Origin of the sequence: Sphingomonas sp. (assembly GCF_026460985.1) — a bacterium.
GTDB lineage: Bacteria > Pseudomonadota > Alphaproteobacteria > Sphingomonadales > Sphingomonadaceae > Sphingomonas.
On the sequence record NZ_JAPKNM010000007.1, the window covers coordinates 14,823 to 34,020 of the forward strand.

21 protein-coding genes and 1 pseudogene are annotated in these 19,198 nt (G+C 67.3%); 3 read left to right on the plus strand and 19 right to left on the minus strand.

Translation table 11 applies throughout. The features are described from left to right. The first annotated feature begins 12 nt into the window (after positions 1-12). Both MT490_RS02295 and MT490_RS02300 read left to right on the plus strand, forming a co-directional pair. On the plus strand, positions 13-1,521 hold the full coding sequence (locus MT490_RS02295; protein ID WP_297383914.1) for an alpha-N-arabinofuranosidase: 1,509 nt from the start codon (positions 13-15) through the stop codon (positions 1,519-1,521). A gap of 44 nt (positions 1,522-1,565) precedes the next feature. Continuing rightward, a complete protein-coding gene (locus tag MT490_RS02300) occupies positions 1,566-2,354 on the plus strand; it encodes a FadR/GntR family transcriptional regulator (RefSeq protein WP_297383916.1) in 789 nt (262 codons plus the stop codon). 454 nt (positions 2,355-2,808) lie between these two features. Here MT490_RS02300 and MT490_RS02305 read toward each other — a convergent pair whose 3' ends face one another. The 15 genes from MT490_RS02305 to MT490_RS02375 all read right to left on the minus strand — a co-directional run bounded on the left by MT490_RS02305 (position 2,809) and on the right by MT490_RS02375 (position 15,486). Further along, positions 2,809-3,432, minus strand: coding sequence for a PilZ domain-containing protein (locus tag MT490_RS02305; RefSeq protein WP_297383917.1), 624 nt, complete (start codon positions 3,430-3,432; stop codon positions 2,809-2,811). A 91-nt stretch (positions 3,433-3,523) separates the two neighbouring features. Next, positions 3,524-3,979, minus strand: coding sequence for a hypothetical protein (locus MT490_RS02310; protein ID WP_297383919.1), 456 nt, complete (start codon positions 3,977-3,979; stop codon positions 3,524-3,526). A 7-nt stretch (positions 3,980-3,986) separates the two neighbouring features. Beyond that, the gene (locus MT490_RS02315; RefSeq protein WP_297383921.1) at positions 3,987-4,838 is read right to left on the minus strand and encodes a flagellar motor protein MotB; all 852 of its coding nucleotides are present in this window, start codon (positions 4,836-4,838) and stop codon (positions 3,987-3,989) included. A gap of 1 nt (position 4,839) precedes the next feature. Continuing rightward, positions 4,840-5,175: a hypothetical protein gene (locus tag MT490_RS02320; protein ID WP_297383923.1), complete on the minus strand. Its 336-nt coding sequence runs from the start codon at positions 5,173-5,175 to the stop codon at positions 4,840-4,842. Further along, a complete protein-coding gene (locus MT490_RS02325; RefSeq protein ID WP_297383924.1) occupies positions 5,175-5,699 on the minus strand; it encodes a chemotaxis protein CheD in 525 nt (174 codons plus the stop codon). Before MT490_RS02325 ends, MT490_RS02320 begins: the two co-directional genes overlap by 1 nt. Beyond that, positions 5,699-6,088, minus strand: a complete 390-nt coding sequence (locus MT490_RS02330; RefSeq protein ID WP_297383925.1) for a response regulator — start codon at positions 6,086-6,088, stop codon at positions 5,699-5,701. Before MT490_RS02330 ends, MT490_RS02325 begins: the two co-directional genes overlap by 1 nt. Further along, positions 6,088-7,122 carry a chemotaxis response regulator protein-glutamate methylesterase gene (locus tag MT490_RS02335; protein ID WP_297383926.1) on the minus strand — a complete coding sequence of 345 codons (1,035 nt, stop codon included), beginning with the start codon at positions 7,120-7,122 and terminating at the stop codon, positions 6,088-6,090. The genes MT490_RS02330 and MT490_RS02335 overlap by 1 nt, the downstream gene beginning before the upstream one ends. Further along, positions 7,119-7,997, minus strand: a complete 879-nt coding sequence (locus tag MT490_RS02340) for a protein-glutamate O-methyltransferase CheR (RefSeq protein WP_297383928.1) — start codon at positions 7,995-7,997, stop codon at positions 7,119-7,121. Before MT490_RS02340 ends, MT490_RS02335 begins: the two co-directional genes overlap by 4 nt. Further along, a complete protein-coding gene (locus MT490_RS02345; RefSeq protein WP_297383930.1) occupies positions 7,994-8,488 on the minus strand; it encodes a chemotaxis protein CheW in 495 nt (164 codons plus the stop codon). The genes MT490_RS02340 and MT490_RS02345 overlap by 4 nt, the downstream gene beginning before the upstream one ends. Next, entirely contained in the window at positions 8,485-10,650 is a 2,166-nt protein-coding gene (locus MT490_RS02350; RefSeq protein WP_297383931.1) for a chemotaxis protein CheA, read from the minus strand. The genes MT490_RS02345 and MT490_RS02350 overlap by 4 nt, the downstream gene beginning before the upstream one ends. Then, entirely contained in the window at positions 10,647-11,012 is a 366-nt protein-coding gene (locus MT490_RS02355; protein WP_297383932.1) for a response regulator, read from the minus strand. Before MT490_RS02355 ends, MT490_RS02350 begins: the two co-directional genes overlap by 4 nt. Next, positions 11,009-11,326: an STAS domain-containing protein gene (locus MT490_RS02360; RefSeq protein WP_297383933.1), complete on the minus strand. Its 318-nt coding sequence runs from the start codon at positions 11,324-11,326 to the stop codon at positions 11,009-11,011. Before MT490_RS02360 ends, MT490_RS02355 begins: the two co-directional genes overlap by 4 nt. Further along, positions 11,301-12,185 carry a flagellar motor stator protein MotA gene (gene motA, locus MT490_RS02365; RefSeq protein ID WP_297383935.1) on the minus strand — a complete coding sequence of 295 codons (885 nt, stop codon included), beginning with the start codon at positions 12,183-12,185 and terminating at the stop codon, positions 11,301-11,303. Before motA ends, MT490_RS02360 begins: the two co-directional genes overlap by 26 nt. Before the next feature lie 83 nt (positions 12,186-12,268). Then, positions 12,269-13,084 (minus strand): class I SAM-dependent methyltransferase, encoded by an 816-nt coding sequence (locus tag MT490_RS02370; RefSeq protein ID WP_297383936.1) that lies wholly within the window; start codon positions 13,082-13,084, stop codon positions 12,269-12,271. Continuing rightward, on the minus strand, positions 13,081-15,486 hold the full coding sequence (locus MT490_RS02375; protein WP_297383938.1) for an HAD family hydrolase: 2,406 nt from the start codon (positions 15,484-15,486) through the stop codon (positions 13,081-13,083). The genes MT490_RS02370 and MT490_RS02375 overlap by 4 nt, the downstream gene beginning before the upstream one ends. Before the next feature lie 115 nt (positions 15,487-15,601). Between MT490_RS02375 and flaF the strand changes: the two genes are divergently transcribed. Next, complete coding sequence (flaF, locus tag MT490_RS02380; protein WP_297383940.1) at positions 15,602-15,961, plus strand: flagellar biosynthesis regulator FlaF; 360 nt, start codon at positions 15,602-15,604, stop codon at positions 15,959-15,961. Positions 15,962-16,042: 81 nt separating this feature from the next. Here the strand turns inward: flaF and MT490_RS02385 are convergent, their stop codons facing one another. The 4 genes and pseudogenes from MT490_RS02385 to MT490_RS02400 form a co-directional block, all read right to left on the minus strand. Next, positions 16,043-16,246, minus strand: coding sequence for a helix-turn-helix transcriptional regulator (locus tag MT490_RS02385; protein ID WP_297383942.1), 204 nt, complete (start codon positions 16,244-16,246; stop codon positions 16,043-16,045). Then, positions 16,246-16,767 carry a DUF2975 domain-containing protein gene (locus tag MT490_RS02390; RefSeq protein WP_297383944.1) on the minus strand — a complete coding sequence of 174 codons (522 nt, stop codon included), beginning with the start codon at positions 16,765-16,767 and terminating at the stop codon, positions 16,246-16,248. The genes MT490_RS02385 and MT490_RS02390 overlap by 1 nt, the downstream gene beginning before the upstream one ends. 166 nt (positions 16,768-16,933) lie before the next feature. After that, a complete protein-coding gene (locus MT490_RS02395) occupies positions 16,934-18,829 on the minus strand; it encodes a methyl-accepting chemotaxis protein (protein WP_297383946.1) in 1,896 nt (631 codons plus the stop codon). A 95-nt stretch (positions 18,830-18,924) separates the two neighbouring features. Next, positions 18,925-19,198 (minus strand): annotated as a pseudogene (locus tag MT490_RS02400) (methyl-accepting chemotaxis protein); the annotation flags it as partial.

Consider the following 19,198-nt stretch of genomic DNA (forward strand, 5'->3'; position numbering starts at 1 on the left):
AACGGAGCCCATATGCTCAAGTCCCGCGTAATCGCCGATCCCGCCTTCATCGTCGCCCCGCTCGACCGGCGTGTGTTCGGGACCTTCGTCGAGCATCTCGGGCGCTGCGTCTATGGCGGCATCTACGAGCCCGGCCATGCTACTGCGGACGAAAACGGCTTCCGCCGCGACGTGCTCGACCTCACTCGCGAGCTCGGCGTGACGATCGTGCGCTATCCGGGCGGCAATTTCGTCTCGGGCTATGACTGGGAGGACGGAGTAGGGCCCAAGGACGCGCGTCCGGTGCGCCTCGACCTCGCCTGGGGATCGACCGAGACCAACCAGTTCGGCACCAACGAGTTCATCGACTGGTGTCGCCTCGCCGAATTGGAGCCGATGTTCGCGGTCAATCTCGGCACGCGCGGGCCGGCCGAGGCGCAGAACTTCCTCGAATATTGCAACCATCCGGGCGGCACGCATTATTCGGACCTCCGCCGCGCACATGGTTACGAGCAGCCGCACGACATCAAATTCTGGTGCCTCGGCAACGAGATGGACGGGCCGTGGCAGACCTGCGCCAAGACCGCGCAGGAATATGGCCGCGTCGCGAAGGAGGCCGCCAAGGTGATGCGCTGGACCTCGGACGGGCTCCAGCTTGCGGTCTGCGGCTCCTCGGCGCGCGACATGCCGACCTATGGCGCGTGGGAATATACCGTGCTCGACCATTGCTTCGAGGACGTCGATTACATCTCGCTCCACCAATATTTCACCAACCACGAGAACGACATCGCGCGCTTCCTCACCGCGATCGACGGGCTCGAGCGCTTCATCGTCGAGGTCGCGGCGATCGCCGACGCGGTGGCGGCCAAGCGCCGCAGCCCCAAGCGGATCATGCTCTCGGTCGACGAGTGGAACGTCTGGTACCGCGCCCGCGCCGGCGAGCAGTTGCGCGGCGTCGGCTGGCCCCAGGCGCCGGCGCTGCTCGAGGAAATCTACAATTTCGAGGACGCATTGGTCGTGGGCGGCGTGCTGCTCACGATGATGAACCATGCCGATCGGGTGAAGTCCGCCTGCATCGCGCAATTGGTCAACGTGATCGGGCCGATCATGACGCAGACCGGCGGTCCGGCCTGGCGCCAGACGATCTTCCATCCCTTCGCCCAGGCCGCGCGCTATGGCCGTGGGGACGTGCTGCGCGCGTCGGTCGAGACCGGCAGCTTCGCCGCGGGCGACGAGACCGCCGCGCCGCTGCTCGTCCAGTCGGTGATCCACGATCCCGAGACCGGCACCGTCACCGTCTTCGCGCTCAATCGCAGCATGGATTCCGAGATGGAGCTGTCGGTCGAGCTTCGCGGGCTGGGCGAGCGCCGATTGGTCGAGGCATTCGAGCTGCATCATGCCGATCTCAAGGCGATCAACAGCGCGGATGCACCCGACGAAGTCGCACCCGTGGCGCACCCGCGCGCCGCTTTCGAACAGGGCAGGCTGAAGGCTGTCCTGAAACCGCTCTCCTGGAACGTTTTCGTCACAATTTCGGGGTGATCGACAGGTTGTACCTGACCGCTCCGCAGCGCTAGGATCGTGCGATGGTTGCTAAGGTCAAGACTGCCAAGCCGCTCAATGCCCGCGCCCGGCGCAAGTCGCTGCGCCTGCATGGCACCATCGCTCGCGATCTGGGCATCCTGATCGTGTCGGGACGCTACAAGCCGGGCGAGGTGCTCAACAACGAAGTTGCGGCGAGCGATCGGCTCCATGTCTCGCGCACCGCCTATCGCGAGGCGCTGCGCATCCTCGCCGCCAAAGGGCTGGTCGAGAGCCGTCCGCGTACCGGCACCCGAGTCAGCGATCGCGAGAAATGGCATCTGCTCGATCCCGACGTGCTGTCGTGGATCTTCGAGTTCGAGCCCGACGACGATCTGCTCTACAGCCTGTTCGAGCTGCGCAAGATCTTCGAGCCCGAGGCCGCCGCCCTGGCGGCCGAGCGGCGCACCGATGCGCAATTGACGCGCATGGCCGAAGCGCTCGAGGGGATGGCGAAGCACACGCTCGCGGTGGAGGAGGGGCGGATCGCCGACCAGGACTTCCACGCGGCGCTGCTGGAAGCTTCGGCCAATCCCTTCATCACCTCGCTCACCACCAGCGTGAGCGCGGCGGTGGCGTGGACGACGATCTTCAAGCAGCGCAACAGCCCGCTGCGGCGCGATCCGGTGCCCGATCACCAGCGCGTGTTCGATGCGATCGCGGCGGGGGACCCGGAAGGCGCGCATGCGGCGATGGCGCACCTCGTCGACATGGCGTTCCTCGATACGACGCGCAGCCGGGGGCCGAAGCTCAAGCTGACCAGGGGCACCCGCGGCGAGACTGCGGCGGGCTAATTCCCCTCCCTGCTTGCAGGGAGGGGCTGGGGGTGGGTGCGCGCGTCTGCGCGCCTAATAAAGACTCTCAAATCGTGCCGCAAATGGCATCGGCCGGGGCATCGAGCCCCGGCCGATGCCAACCCACCCCTAACCCCTCCCTTCAAGGGAGGGGGAATTTGAATGTCGATACGACCTAACGCATGCGCCGATCGCCGTCGAGCCGGATGTAGCCCTGGCAATGTAGGATTTGTTCTGCTTTGGTTCGCATATGGACGAACAGCAGAATCCTCGCGTCGCGCGATCGCGCCCTGCTTTGCCGGTTCGCGCGCGCCCGCGTGGACCAGTCAAGTTGGTCAACCCGCGAGTCAGCGGAAATGGCCGAAAAGTGCGGAGATCAGCGCTTTTCCAGTCCAACCGGAAGGTTGGGCTTGCCAGTGGTGCAAACCCTTTGGTTGGCTATCGGCTCGATGGCTCAGCTATCGAGGTTGCAGTGCTCGAGCCAGGGGGCGAGGTCGTTGTACGAGATCGGCTCGAGGAAGACCAAGCCGGCCTTCTCGTCGCTCGCCCAGCGCGTCGTGCAGCGGCGCGAGGGCAGGCCGGGAACCGAGAGGATGACCTCGGTATCGGGCTTGGGCGGCTTGGGGAGACAGATCCGCGCGCCGCTCTGCGAGATGTTTTCCAGCGCGACGTCGATATGCCGGCCGAAGCAGCTGATCCGCGCGGCGCATTCCACGTCGAAGCGCGGCGCGCGGGGCGCGTTGGCGCCGAAGCGCTCCGGCGCGGCCTTGGCCTGGGCGAGGATATGGTCGACGTCGATCGGCGCGCCGAACTCGACGCCGGCGCGGCCTTCGCTGCTCCAGACGACGCTGCCCTGCAGCCTGTCGCCGCTGCGCAGCTCCACGGCCACCCAGCTGCCATAGCCCAGGGTGTGGTGCGTCTCGAGCATCATGCCCGTCATCGAGATGTTGCGCACGCGGCAGAGATGCTCGACCGTGCCGCGGCACAATAGCTTGCCGACCAGCAGCGTCGTCACCGTCCTCGGCGCGCGATCTGCCGCCACGTCGGCGCCCCCGGTCTGGATCGGTGTCACCTGCATGACTGTCCTCCGTGGTCGAAGCGACTCCTTCTCGGTGCAATATTTGCACGGAGAAGGATACGCTGTGGTCTCCGTAAAGTTTCGGGCCGGTTCATGCCGGATTGGCCTGGGTGACGGCGACCTTGCGCAGAACGCCCGGGCCGAACGCCTCCGGGGCGGCCGCCATGACGACCTTGCGGAAGGTCTCGAGGTCCGGGATCAGCCCGTCGGGGCCCGCCGCCATCGGGGTGCGATAGGTGCGCATGTTGACTGCGTGGAGCAGCAGCGGAAGGCGCGCCGAGACGAACTCGGCCTTGTCCGCGGGCACTTCGAGCTGGACCTGGAACTGGACATAGCCCGAGAGCCGGCCGTCGGCGAAGACGAGCGGTGCGAGGATCTTGCCCGCGTCGACGAAGCTCGGCTCGACCTTGTCGTCGACATGCGCGGCTGCGGCCGTGGCCGGGGCGGGCGCCTGGGCCCCGAGCAGGAGCACGGTGGCATAGGCCGCGCCGCCTCCCAGGCCGAGGCCGGAGAGGAGGACGGTAAGCAGGAACAGGATCTTCTTCATGTCGATCTCAGAACTTGAAGCTGGAATCGCTTGGCAGCGCCGAGGCCTGGGCCTTGAGCACGACGGTGATGCGGCGGTTCTCGGCGCGGTCGGGCTGGTCGGGATAGACCGGGCGCGTGGCGCCCATCGCGACCACTTCGGCGAAGCGGTCCGGCGTGAGGCCCGAGGAAATCAGCGCCGAGCGGGCGGCAAGGGCGCGCTCGCCCGAGAGGCGCCAATTGGCGTCGCTCTGGCCGCCGGTGCCGTCGGTATGGCCCTCGATCGCGATCTGCGTGCCCGAAGCGCCGAGCTTGGCCGCGATCCTGGCGAGCGTCGTGCGCGCATAGGGATTGAGCTCGGCGGTGTTGGCGCGGAACATGGATTGCTGGTCGGTATCCATCAGCGTGATGCGCAGCCCGTCGCGGCCCGGATCGATCTTGACGTTGCGCCTGGCCTGGCGATCCGGCGACGCGGAATCGAGTGCGACCTGGAGCTCGGAGGCGAGCACGCGCATCGAGGCGTCGGGAATGCTCGCGGTGCCGCCGCGCGCCGCGCCGGCCACGGCGGCCTCGCTGGTCGGCGTGCCCTTGGCCTCGCTGTCGTCGGTCGACGACTTGCGCGACCGGCCGCCGGCGCCCTCGGCCGAGCCCTGGAGCGGAGTCGAGGGCGAGCTGTCGCCGATGCTCGGCGAGAAATACTGCGCGAGGCCCTTCAGCCGCTGCTTGTCGGGGTTCGAGATCAGCCAGAGCAGCATGAAGAAGGCCATCATCGCGGTCACGAAGTCGGCATAGGCGACCTTCCACGCGCCGCCATGATGACCGCCGGCGACCTTCTTGACCTTCTTGATGATGATCGGGCGGTCGTTGGGGATGCTGGCCATGTCAGCAGCCTCTCAGCGCCGTTCGCAGCCGGTCCTGCACCGCGCCGAGACGGACTTGGCTGATCGCCGAGAGCGAGTCCTCGCCGGCTGCGATGCGCTCGAGCACGTTCACGCACTCGTCGGCGTGCTGGACCAGATAGTCGAAGGACTGGAGCTGCTCGAGATAGCAATTGGCGAAATGCTCGTCGGCGACGAGCACTTCGGCCAGCCGCTCCAGCATGTCGCGCATCTCACGGAGCTCGCCGGCGATGACGGTGTGGATCGCGCCCGAATAGGGATCGTAGCCGGGCAGGGGCTGCACCGGAGACGACTGGGCGGGCACGGGCATACACGACATCAGAACAGCTCCAGGTCGCCGCCGGCGACCGGCAGGGGCAGGGGTTTGACGGGACGCTCGGGAACGCGCTCCGCGACTTTGGTGCAGCGGCTGCGACCCTCGTGCGGCAGGAACTCGACCTTGCGGGCCGAGGAGCCGCCGAGATCGCTGTGCGCGACTTCGATGCCCTCGGTCTTCATGAAGCGGTGCGCGAACGCCGCGTTCGAGGACCCGATCGAGCCGAGCCCCGAGACGATGTTGGCGCCGCCATACAGGTGGGCGCGCAGGCGGTTGCGCATCGCGCCCTTGGCCATCATCCCGTTGATCAGGAGCTCCATCGCATGGACGCCGTAGCGCTGCATGTCGCCCGCCGAGACGCGGTGGTCGGCGCTCGGTTCGCCGAGCAGGAAATGGTTCATCCCGCCCACCTTGGCGACCGGATCGTAAAGGCACGCAGCGACGCAGCTGCCGAGCAGCGTCGATACGACCACGTGCGGCTCGGCCACGATCGCATTCTCTCCCTGGACGATCGAGACCCGACGCATCAGGTCAGCTCGCCGAAGACGCGTTCGATCTTTTCCTTGAGCGCCGCGGGAGCGAAGGGCTTGACGACATAGTTGTTGACGCCGAGCGCCGCGGCCTTCTGGACGATCTCCTTGTCGGCCGAACCCGTCAGCATGATGAAGACGGTCTTGCCGATCACGGGATCCCCGCGCACGGCTTCCAGGAACTGGAGGCCGTCCATCTCGGGCATGTTATAGTCCGAGATGACCAGGTGGACGCGATCGTTCTTGATCGACGAGAGCGCCTCGGGCGCGCTCGCCTTGTCGCGGACGTCCTTGAACCCCAGGTCCTGCAAGGCGCGACGGATCATCGCACGCATGCTGGTCTGGTCGTCCACGACCATCACCTTGATTGCTGCAGCAGCAGGCATCAGACGCTCCCAACCTTCTCACGGCATGCCTTGAGGATCGCCTCGGGCATGGCAGACAAACCAACTTCCTTCTCGACCGCCCCGACTTCCTGCGCTGCGCGGGGCATGCCCCAGACGACGCAGGTCTCGCGGCTCTGGCCGAGCGTGCGGGCACCCGACCGGCGCATCGCCAGCAGGCCTTCCGCGCCATCCCTTCCCATCCCGGTCAGGATCGCCCCGACCGCCGCAGCGCCGAGCGGCGCAACCGAATGGAACAGGACATCGACCGAGGGACGATGTCCGGTGACGAGATCGCCGGGACGCAGCTTGATGCGCCCGGCAATGCCGCCGGACAGCTCCATGTGCATCGCGCCCCCAGGTGCAATATAGACGGTTCCAGGCTGGACCGGCGCGCCTTCCGTTGCTTCTACGACACGAACGCGACATTCGGCGTCGAGCCGCTGTGCGAAGCTGCGCGTGAACGCCGCCGGCATGTGCTGGACGATCAGCACCGGCGGGCAATCGGCGGGCAGCGCGGGCAGCAGCGAGAACAGTGCCTCGACGCCGCCGGTGGACGAACCGATCGCGATCAGCTTGCCCACGCCGCCGCCGGCGACGCTGGGCTGCTCCGGCAGCCGCTGGTTGCCCGCACGCACCACCGAGCGCGCGGCGGTCTTGACCTTCTCGCACAACAGGGTGGCGTCGCGCTCGATGTCCTCGGGCGTGCCGCTCGGCTTGGTGACATAGTCCACCGCGCCGAGGCGGAGCGCCTCGATCGTCACTTCTGCGCCGCGCGCGGTGAGCGTCGAGCACATCACCACCGGCATCGGCCGGAGGCGCATGATGCGCTCGAGGAAGGACAGGCCGTCCATTCCCGGCATCTCGACGTCGAGCGTCAGCACGTCGGGGTTGAGCGTCTTGATCATGTCCCGCGCCGCGAATGGCTCGGGCGCCATGCCGACCACCTCGATCTCGGGATCCGCCGAAAGCATGCGCTTCAGCGTCGCGCGCATCGAGGCGCTGTCGTCTACGATGAGTGTCCTTACCGGCTTCATCCCCGGGTCTCCGGCTTGGCGTAAATGGTATGGCCGATCGAACGCATCCGGCTCGCCGCCGGGCCGATCAGACGTTCGGAATGGCCGATGTACAGGTGCCCGCCATGCGCGAGCTGGCTGACGAACCGCTCCTCTAGCTCCTCCTTCGCGGGATCGCCGAAATAGATCATCACGTTGCGGCAGAAGATCACGTCATAGGCGGCCTTGAGCGGCCACTTCTCGAACAGGTTCAGTACCCGCGCGGTGACCAGCTGGCGCGCTTCCTCGGCCATGACGAAGCCGCCCGGCGCGCGGCGCATCCAAGTGCTGCGATACGGCTCGGGCACGCCCGCGGCGACGCTGTCCGCATAGAAGCCGCGCTGGACCGATTCCACCACGTGCGGCGCGATGTCGGTCGCGAGCAGGCGGACGTCGGCGTGGCGCAGCCAGGTCGCGGACGTGCGGTCCGGCCCGAGCAGGCACATCGCGATCGTGTAGACTTCCTCGCCCGACGAGCATCCCGCCGACCAGATCCGCACCGGCCCCTGCTTGCGCTTCAGAGCGGGAATGACGGTGTCGCGGAAATGATCGAAGTGATGCGGCTCGCGGAAGAAATGCGTGTGGTTGGTGGTCAGCGCCACCACCATCGCATGCCGTTCCTCGGCATCCGACTGGACCAGTGCGACATATTCGGAGAAGCGGCTGAGGCCGTATTCGCGCAGCCGCCGCGCGAGGCGGGACTGGACGAGCGTGGTCTTGGCCGCGGTGAGTTCGATCCGCGCGTCGCTGTGCATGATTGCGGCGATCGCGGCGAAATCGCGGGGCGAGAGCTCCGCATTTGCCGCCGCCATCGCGCTGCCGCCGGCGAGCGCCGGGGCGCCCCCGGCGGGGCTCACGCGGCCATGTCCAGATGCTTGGTGAGGCTCAGCGCGTCGAGATCGAGCAGCAGCACCATCGTGCCGTTCTCGTCCCGCGTGCCGTCCTTGGCGCGCGTGGTGATGCGCACCAGGCCGTCGATCACGCTCGCCTCGATCGTCTCGACCTCGGGGGCCGGCTGGATCTCGCTGCGGTTGATCGCGACGATGTCGTTGACTTCGTCGACGAGGAAGCCGGCCTGCTTGCCCGCGATGTTGACCACGAGGATACACGAGCGCGCATGGATCGCGCTCGGCTCCCAGCCCAGCCGCTCGGCGAGGCCGACGACCGGGATGACGTTGCCGCGCAGGTTGCTCACGCCCTTGATGAAGCTCGGCACGTTGGGGAGCGGGGTCGGCTCGTCCCATTCGCGGATCTCGATGAGCGCGCGCATGTCGATGCCGAAGGTCTGCTTGCCCAGCGTGAAGGTGACGATCTTGCAGTCGCTGGCGGTTTCAGTGGTGGTGGTCATGCTGCCAGTCCTTTGGGGGTGTAGCGGGAGGGAGAGGCGACGAGCGCCTCGATATCGAGGATGAGCGCGATCGAGCCGTCGCCGAGGATGGTGGCGCCGCCCAGCCCGCGGATCGGGTGGAGGTTCTGGTCGAGGCTCTTGATCACGACCTCGCGGCGATCGTCGATGGTGTCGACGACTAGGCCGACCTTGCCGGAGCCTTCGCTTTCCACGATCACCACCAGAGAGTCCTCGATGGCGCGGTCGTCATTGAGACCGAAGATCTCGGTCGCGCGCTTCACGGGGACATATTCGCCGCGCATGTCGATAACTTCCGTATCGGGCGACGTGCGCTTGACCTGGCCCGGCTCGGGCTGGACGGTCTCGAGCACGTGCGCGAGCGGCAGCACGAAGCGCTGGCCGGCGAGCCGGACGATCATGCCGTCGAGGATCGCGAGCGTCAGCGGCAGGATCATCGTGAAGGTCGTGCCTTCGCCGGGGACCGAATGGATCTCGACGCGGCCGCCGAGCGCCTCGACGTTCGAGCGCACCACGTCCATGCCGACGCCGCGGCCCGAGATGTTCGAGATCGTCTCCGCGGTCGAGAAGCCCGGCGCGCAGATCAGCTGGTCGATCTCCTCGTTCGAGAGGATCGCGTCGGGCGAGATGATGCCCTTCTCGATCGCCTTGGCCTTGACCCGCTCGCGGTTGATGCCGCGGCCATCGTCCTGGACGCGGACGAAGATGCGCGCGCCCTTCTGCTCGGCGGAGAGCTTGATCGTGCCCGCAGGCGACTTGCCCGCGGCGATGCGCTCCTCGGCGCTCTCGAGGCCATGGTCCGCGGCGTTGCGGATCATGTGGGTGAGCGGGTCGCCGATCTTCTCGATCACGCCCTTGTCGACTTCGGTCGTCTCGCCGACGGTCTCGAGCTCGATCTGCTTGCCGGTCTCGGCCGAGAGGTCGCGCAGCATGCGCGGCACGCGGCTGAAGGCCTGCTTGATCGGCTGCGCGCGCAGCGACATGACATTGTCCTGGATCTGGCGCGTGAGGCGCGCCAGCTCGGGCAATTCGACGCGCTGGCGGTCGGCGGGCGACAGCCGATCGGCTAGGATCGAGTTGCGGATCACCAGCTCGCCGACGAGGTTGAGCAGCAGATCGAGCTTCGACAGGTCGACGCGGATCGTCTGCGAGGCTTCGGTGGCGGGCTTGGGCGCGGCGGTCTCCGCCGGCGCCGGAGCAGCGGCGATCGCCGCCACGACCTGCTGGACCTGCGCGGTGAGATCCTCGATCGAGGCGGTGATCGGCTCGAACGGGATGATATCGGCCTCGATCGGCGTGAACTCGGGCTCGGCTTCCGCTGCCGGGGCAGGGACCTCGGCCTCGGTGCGCGTCACTTCGACGAGCGAATCCGGCGCGACGAAATCGAAGCAGTCGGTGATGTCGTTCTCGGGAACGTCGCCCGGCATGCTCAGCACCCAGGTGAAATAGGCGTCCTCGGGATCGAGATCGCGCAGCGGCGGCACGTCCGACACGTCGACCGATTCGATCGTGGCGCCGAGCGTCTCGAGCTCGCGGATGATCAGCAGCGGCTCGCCGGCATTGGCGAGCGCCGCGCGCGACGGCTTGAACCGGATCGTCCAGACCGCGGCCGCGGTTTCGGCGGGCGCATCGAAATCGTCGAGCGAGAAGGCGACCGGGGTGAAGCCGAATTCGTCCTCGGCCGGAGCGGCGGGCGCTTCGACGGCCGGTGCGGGCGCAGGCGCGGCGGGAGCGGGCGCGCCGGCATCGTCGGCGACGCCCTTGTCGGCGAGCACCTTCTCGAGCGCGGCGAGCGCGGCGGCGTCGTTGGGACGCGGCGCCAGGCCCTTGGCGGTCTCGACATGGTCCGACAGCACGTCGAACGAGCTCAGCATCACCTTGATGACGCCGGGGGTGGGGACGATCTTGCCCGCGCGCACTTCGTCGAGCACGTTCTCGAACTTGTGCGCGAAGGCGGTCAGATCGGCATGGCCGAACGCGCCGGCGCCGCCCTTGATCGAATGGACCGCGCGGAACACGCCGGCGATCGTCTCGGCCGAGACGTCGCCCGCCTGCATCGCCGAGAGGCCCTGCTCGGCGGTGGTGAGGCCCTCAGTGCATTCTTCGAAGAAGATTGCCTGGATCTCGTCGAGTTCCTCGCTCACGGACAAACGCGGCGGATCGCCGCCCCCAGCTTGGTCGCCTCGAAGGGCTTGGTGATCCAGCCGGTCGCGCCGGCCGAGCGGGCGCGGGCCTTCTTCTCGTCCGAGAATTCGGTCGAGAGGACGAGGATCGGCGTGCCCCGGAAGTCATGCTCGGCGCGCACCGCCTCGATCAGCTCGAAGCCGTCCATCTTGGGCATGTTGATGTCGGTGATCAGCAGGTCGGGCTTCACCTCGTGCATGCGCTCGAGGCCGTGCTGGCCGTCATTGGCGCTTTCGATGCGATAGCCCTGCGCGGTCAGCGAGGTCTTGAGCAGCATGCGCATGCTCGCCGAGTCATCGACGGTAAGGATCAACTTGCTCACTGGACGTCTCCGGTTTCGAGTCCGATCGCGTCCGCCAGGCGGCAGCTGGTCACGCGATTGACGAAGGCTTGGCTGGGATTGGCGATGCGGAAGCCCTGGCCGTTGGCCAGCGCCTCGTTGCGCGCGGCGACGAGCAGCTGGAGCACGGCCTGGCCGACGCTCTCGACTTCCGACGCATCGACTTCGATGACGTCGTCGAGATCGGCGGCCAGGACGAAGCGGATGCGCAGGTCTTCCGCGGTGACGGTCGTGCCGTGTGCCGGCAGGCGCAGCGAGCGCTCATCCGCCTCAGGCAGTGGCAGGGTTGAGTCCATTTTTCGCCTCGTCGAGTGCAGTTTCGAGTTGCTGGAAGCTCGGCGCATAGGCCGAGGGCGTCATGCGCCGGGCGATCTCGATCGCGACCTGCACCGGCTGGTTCTGGGCGTAGGCGACGATCGCGGTCTTCGCGATGAAGAAGGGCTTCGAATCCGCCTCGATCGTCTCCATCAGCTTCGCGGCGAGCGGGCCGACGACGCAGTAGGAGAGGAGCACGCCGAGGAAGGTGCCGACCAGCGCGCCGCCGATCATCGCGCCGAGGATCTCGGTCGGCTGGTCGATCGAGCCCATCGTCTTGATGACGCCGAGCACCGCGGCGACGATGCCGATCGCGGGAAGGCCGTCGGCCATGATCTGGAGCGCGTGCTGCGGGCCCGATTCCTCGTGGTGATGCTTCTCGATGTCCGCTTCCATCGCGGCCTCGAGCTGATGCGGGTCCTCGAAATTGACCGTCATCATCCGCAGATAATCGCAGATGAACTCGACCAGGTGATGATCCTTGAGCAGGCGCGGATAGGGCTTGAAGAGCTCGCTTTCCTCAGGGTTGTCGAGATGCGGCTCGAGCGCAGTGGCGCCGCCCTTGCGGAAGGTCGACAGCACGCCGAACAGCAGGGTCAGCAGGTCCTTATAGTCCTGCGCCTTCCAGCGGCCGCCCTTGAAGGCGCGCATGACGCCGCCGCCGGCCTTCTTGATCGTCGCCATCGAGTTGGAGACGATGAATGCGCCGATCGCCGCACCTGCGATCGCCATCATCTCGTGCGGCAGCGCGTGCAGGATGATGTCCATCTTCCCGCCAGCCAGGATGAAGCTGCCGAAGACGCATCCGAGGATGATAATGAAACCAACGCCGTTCAGCATGGTCGTGCCGCTTTTCTTTCTCTGGTATTTCCAGAATTATAGGAAGGATTCGGCGGGTCGCGTTGTGCCGCGATCCGATTTGTTCAGGCGGCTTGGCGATCCTGCCAGTCGATCACCGCCAAATAGTTGCGCAGGCGATTGAGCTCGAGCGACGCGATCAGCGGATTGTCGTGATACGGATGCACGAGCTGCGCCACATCGGCCGCCCAGGGCGCTGTGGAATCGAACAGGATGCCGAGGCCGAACACTGCCGGGATCATCGCCCAGGCAAGCGGACGCTCGGGAGTGCGCGCCGTCTCGAGGAAATCCTCGATCGCGGTGAGCACGCCGTTGCGCGGGCCGCCCTCGTGCAGCGCCCAGGCGAACTGGCCGCCGCCGCGGAAGCCGCGGCCGACATGCGCGCCGGGATCGCCGATCGTCACGCCCACGTCGAAGCTGTGCGGATGCCGCCATTCGGCCGGGATCTGGTCCGGCGCGTAATAGAAGTCGCGGCGCGCGCAGGGCCAGCTCACGTCGTGGAGGATGGCGAGCAGCGGCTTGCCGTCGCGGCGCGCGAGACGGTCGGCGATCTGGAGCTCGTGGAGGACCGTGTAGTAATTATGGTCGCCGTCGATCACCCAGGCGTCGACACCGGCGCAGTCCGGCATCGCATCGAGGCTGAGCGCCGCGACGTGGCGGACGTTCGGGCAGCGCTCGGCCCAATCCAGGAATTCCTGCTTGGGCGCGGGATCGATGCTGGTCAGGCTGCCGCCGGTCGCCTGGGCATAGGCCGCGAGCTGCTGCGACATGCCGCCGAACTCGGCGCCGACCTCGGCGAGCGTGCGCGCGCCGGCCGCGTGGAGCGTGCCCAGGATGATGTCCGAGAATTCGGACATCGAGTGGATCAGCAGGCTGCTCATGCGGCGGCTCCGAGAAGGACGTTGCGGGCGGCGGGCGCCGGTTTGGCCTCGCGCGCGACGATCGGGCGGAAGACGACGGCGAGCATCATCGGCTGGTCGTCCTGGCGCGGCGGCGGGGGGACCATCATGAATCCGAACTCGTCGTCGCAGCGGAAGAGGTTCGGCGCGGTCTGCTCCATGCCCTCGAGCGAAGGGAGCGCCGCGATCTCGACGCCGGACTTGGGCGCGTCGTTCAGGAACTCCTTGACCGGCATGAAGGTCGCGCTCTCGATCTGCAGCCAGTCGAAGAGCTGGCCGAACTGGAGCCCCACCGAGAAGCGACAGTCGTCGATCGGGATCGGCGCGAGATAATAGCCGTCATGCGTCGGCGTCGCCGTGACCGAACCGGTCGTGACGTTGCGGCCGTCGGCGACGATCACCGGCAGCGAGATCGTCTGATCGACGAAATCGGCATATTTGAGCGCGAGGCCGAAGCGCTGGCTGGCGAGCAAGGCGAGCTTGAGCGACAGCCCTTCGCCCTGCAGCTCGGCCGGCAGGTACATGCGCTCGGCGCCCTTCATGTAGAAGAGGCCGCGCTGGCGCAGGCCGCGCTTGGCGATCGCGGTGTCGAACAGGGGCACCGTGTCGTCGACGCCGAGGTTCACGTCGTGCTCGAATTCCGAGACGAGCGCGAGTTCGTGCGCCATCGGCAGGAACATCAGTCGCGCCAGCACGGACACGGCGGTGCGGCGCCACATCGTTACCGCGTCGGGCGCCGAAGCGCGGAGGACGGCATCGCGTTCGGCATGGACGAAGCGGACGCAGCCCGTCTGGATCCGGTCGCGGATCGCGCTCTGGCGGCCCTTGATGCTGTTCTCGCGGCGGATCGGCGTGCCGTCGGGCTGATAGTCGATCACCGAGCCTTGCGCCGCGGTGCAGGTCTGTTCGAGCACCGCGACGTTGCGGCTCAGCGCCTCGAGCGTGTTGGCGTCGTAATGCGTCGGGTCGATCAGGCCCTTCTTGTCGAAGCCGGTGCGGAACTGCTCGCGCAGCAGCAGGTAGCGGCCGGCGACCTCGACGCCGAGCAGGCGCTTGAGCACGGGCTCGACGGCATTCTGGACGGTGCCGTTATAGCCGAGGTCGATCAGCATGAGCGTGTCGCCCTTTGCCGGATTCACCATGCCGCGGACATGCTGCGCCAGACGATCGGCGAACGCGTTCGAATTCTTGATGATGCGCCGCATCCGCGCCGGGTTGCGGATCGCCTTGAGGAAGGCGGGCAGCTTGTTCTGGGCGGGCAGCTCCTTCAGGACCATCGAAATCTCGGAGGGCGGCAGCAGGAACTGCTTCATCATCGCGGTGAGATCGCCGTTCAGCTCGAGCTGGAGATAGCGCTCGACCGCCTCCTCGTTGTCGAACGAGGCGGCAACGGCGGTGAAGCGACTGATCTCGATCGAATGGCCCGTGGATTCAGTGCCGCCGGCCTCATGCACGAGGCGCGGCAGATGGCCGTCGCGCATCAGGAAGAGGCGATGGACCTGGCCGCCGTTGCACGCTTGCAGCGCCGCCGCCTCGTCGCCGAGCCAGCGGTCGAAGCCGTGGAGCACCGGGCCGAGCGTCGAGAAGCCGAACGCCTCGGCCGGATCGGTGATCGCGGGCTCGGCCGAAGCGAGCGCAGCGCGGTGCGGCTGGTGCGTGACGGCGACGCCGTCGGCGTGCGGATGCAGCATCGCGCTGACCGCGGCCTCGAGGCGCAGGCGCTGCACCGTCGGCTCGGCGAACTGCTTGAGGTGGAGCGTGTTCACGCCGTAGGGCGCCACGCCGTCGACGTCGGCATGCTTGTTGTCGCCGATGTGCAGGATCGCCTCGGGCGCGACGCGGGTTTCGGCGAGGACGTGCTTGTACAGCCCTTCGCCCTTGGAAACGCCATAGACCGACGAGCAGAAGAAGGCGTCGATCAGGCCGGCGACCTCGTCGCCCGCGGCGGCGGCGATCAGGCCGCGAAGCTGGTCGGCGTCGAGATAGGTGTCGGACACGATCACGACCTTGAGCCCGCGGCGCTTGGCTTCGCGCATCAGTTCGACGGTGGGCGCGAAGGCGAAGCAGTGCAGCGCCTCGGCGGCGAGTTCGTGCCCGACCGCGCTCGCGCGCTGGTCGAGGGGCGCATTGGGGAGCAGCTCGCGATAGATCTCGTCGATGCTGACCTCGAAGCGCTTGCGGCGGAGCGCCGACGCGTTGCGCGCGCGCTGCTCGGCCCAGATGCGCTGCGGCACGGTGGTTTCGGGCAGTGCGCCGAACAGGTCGCTCGGCGCATGGGTGTCGCGCCACAGCAAGGTGTCGAAGCAGTCGAGCGAGAGCAGCTTGAGCCCGTCGCGGCCATCGAGCGCGCTCGGCAGCGCGTGCGGAAGAATGATGTCGGCCAATGCAGTTTCCCTGGAAAATGCGCCCGCATCGGGTGGACGCATGATTCTTATAGGAAGAGCGCGGACCAGCTCGGCAAAATCTTCCTAGAATGAGAGCGTCAGCAAAGGAGCCCGCATGACTCTCACTGCCTACCAGGCCGCCCGCAGCAGGGCAGAAACGCCGCGCTCGGCCGAATTCCGGCTGATGAGCGAGATCACCGGCGAGATGATGGACGCCGAGACCGCCGGATTGAAGGGAGCGCTGCTGATGCCGTCGCTCCACCGCAACCGCGAGATGTGGTCCGCCTTCGCCACCGATTGCGGCGCGACCGGCAACGGCCTGCCCAAGGAACTGCGCGCGCAGATCATCTCCCTCGGCCTGTGGGTCGAGCGCTTCACCAGCGACGTCGTCGCCGGGCGCGAGCCGATCGGCGAGCTGATCGGGATCAACCGCACGATCATGGAAGGACTGCGCGGGCAGCGCCTCGCCGCCTGAACAGTTCGCCGAAAGACCGAAAAGGGCGTCGCGGGAGGACCGCGGCGCCCTTTTGCTTTGTCGGCCCGAAAGGGCGGACGGTCATTGCTGGTAGCCGAGCAGGTCGCCGGGCTGACAATCGAGTTCGCGGCAGATCGCTTCCAGCGTGGAGAAGCGAATGGCCTTCGCCTTTCCGGTCTTGAGGATCGACAGATTGGCGAGGGTCAGGTCGACGCGCTCCGAAAGCTCGGTCAGCGTCATGCCGCGGCGCTGCAGCAGCGCATCCAGCGTGATGACGATCGCCATCAGACGGTCCCCTCCAGGTCGTCGCGCATCGCGGCGCCGTGGCGGAAGACCCGGGCGAGGATGAACAGCGTCACGGCGAGCGCCAGCCCGCCCAGCGAAGTGCCGCCGCCGACGCTGATCTCCTCGAAATACTGCGCCAGCCAGGACACCAGCGGAAAGAGCAGCCAACTGGCGACGGTCACGCCGAGGGCGAGCCAGCCCATGCGCGCGAGCCGGTCCGCGTTCCCGGGCTCGAACGGGTCGCCCGTCTGCACCGTGTGGACGATCCGGCCGAGCTCGAGGGCGAAGCGCAGGCTCAGCACCAGCATGACGATACCGACGCCGGCGGACAGGAAGATGAGCGGCAACGTGATCGTCGGGGCGGCCGCGAGCTGTTCCGCGATGTGCCGGGCGGGGAAGAAGAGCAGCGCAACCAGCGCCCAGGCGACCAGTACCATGGCGGCGGCGATGACGGCGATGGCGATGCGCAAGGCGTGGCGCGATATGGTCAAGAGCATGTCGGTGCGGCGATCCTGGGGCATGATCGATCCTCGTCATGGCCGGCACACCTTGCGCCGGCCTTCTCGATTATCGATAAACAGCAAGATGCATATCGTCAATCGATAATATCGAAAATCGATGTGACGGCAACGAAAAGGGGCGCCGCGGCATGGCCACGGCGCCCCATCTTCCATCCGACGGCGAGGGTTAGAACGAAGTCCAGTCGTCGTGGCTGGCATTGCCGTTCGCCATGGCGGCGGCGGGAAGCGCCTTGACCGGCGAGACATAGGCGGCCGCCTTTGTCGCCTTGGCGGGCCTCGCCGGCACCTTCGCGCGGACCGAGACGGCGTGCGTGCCGCCGCCGACGTTGAACCGCGACGCCTGCTCGCTGAGCGCGGCGACCTCGCCGGCCAGGTTGCGTGCGGCTGCGGACGTTTCCTCGACCATCGAGGCGTTCTGCTGGGTCGACTGGTCCATCGTGCCGATGGCCGTGCTGACCTGCGTGATCGCCGAGGACTGCGCCTGGTTGTCGAGCGCGATGTTGCCGAGCAGCTGATGGACCTCGCCGACGTCGCCCGAGATGTCGGCAAGGGCATTGTCGACCTTCTGGACCATGTCGACCGCGGCGCCGATGTCCGCCTGGGTGGCGGTGAGCTGGTCGCGGGCGCGGCCGGCTTCCTCTTCGGCGCGCATCGCGAGCGCGCTGACGAGGTCGGCGACCACCGCGAAGCCGCGGCCGGCTTCACCCGCGCGGCCGGCTTCGACCGCGGCGTTCATCGCGAGAACGCGCGTCTGGAAGGCGATCTTGTCGAGACCTTCGATCACGTCGTCGATGCCCTTGGCCGAGTCCGCGACGCGGGTCATGGCCTGCACCGCCTCGTCGGCGATGCTGCGCCCGCCCGAGACGGTGGCGATGGCGCCGTCGGCGCGGTCGACGGTGCGCCCGGCGGCCTCGGCGGTCGCCTTGAGGCGCTGGTCCATCTGCGTGACGGCCGCGGCGGTCTGCTGGAGGCTCGCCGAATTGGCTTCGGCACGGCGCGCGAGATCCTCCGAGGCCCGGGCGATCTCGCCCGATCCGGTGTGGATCACCTCGGCCTTCTCCATCACCGAACCGATCAGGTCCTGGAGCGATTCGAGTGCGGTGTTGAAATCGGCCTTGAGCTTGGCGAACGGGCCCTGCAGGTCGGCGGAGACCCGCGCCGTCAGGTCGCCCTGGGCGAGCAGGGTCAGCCCTTCGCCCAGGCTGTTGACGATGGTTTCGACCTGCTCCTGCTTCGATTGCTCGGCGGCGCGATTGGTGGCCTCGGCCTCCTTGAGCTTGGCGCGGAAGGCGGTCATCGCCTTGGACAGCTGGCCGAGCTCGTTGCCCGCGGTCGCGGCGGGGATCTCGATCGAGCCCTCGCCCTCGTCGAGCCGCTCCATGATCTCGGCCATGCGGCGCAGCGGACGGACGCTGTGCACCGAGACCCATGCGATCAATCCGCCGATCGCCAGCGCGGCGAGGCAGATCAGCGAGATCAGCCAGCTGAACGACTGGGTCTCCGCGCGCGTGCTCTTGCCGATCGCATGATTGGCGGCTTCCTGGAGATCGATGAACTGGTTGATCCGCGCCAGCCACTCGATGAACTGCGGCCGGGCCTGCTGCATCAGCACGTTCCACGCACCCGCATCGTCGCCGGACTGTTTGCGGCGGATCACCTCGGTGATCAGCGGCAGCGTCTTGGCTTCGGTTTCCTTGATGCTGGCGAGGATGCGCAGCTCGTCGCCGTTCGGCTTCTTGTCCGGCGTGAGCATCGCATCGAGCGGACCGGCGGAATCGGCATATTTCTTCGCCAGCGTCTCGATATCCTCGATCGCCTTGCTGCGCTCGGCGGGCGAGGTGACGAGGATCACGTCGCGCAGCGAGATCGCGCGGTCATGGACGCTGCCGCGGAAGTTGATCGCGTAGCGCTGCTTGACGCTGTTGACGTCGTTGATCGTCGTGAGATTGGTGTCCACCATCTTGACGCGGCCATTGGCGAACAGCGCCACGCCGATCAGCAGCAACAGCGTCGCGCCGAAACCGGCGATCAGACGCGTGCCGATCCTTAGATTGTTCAGCATTGGATGCATGCTCCCTCTGTCTTCGTGCCGATTCCGCTGCGCCCTCCCGCGCCGGCTGGCGGGGAGGGCGAGGGTGGCGATGAAAAAGCGACGCTCTAGAAAGAGGCCCAGTCGTCGTGGCTCGCCCGGCCATTCGCCATGGCGGCAGCAGGAAGTGCCTTGACCGGCGAGACATAGGCCGCGGCCTTCGCCCTGGCAGGCCGTGCCGGCGCGTTGCCGCGGACGGAGACGACGCGCGCGCCGCCGCCGACTTCGAACTTCGACGCCTGCTCGCTGAGCGCCGCGACTTCGCCGTTGAGATTGCGCGCGGCGGCAGAGGTTTCCTCGACCATCGCGGCATTCTGCTGGGTCGACTGGTCCATCGTCCCG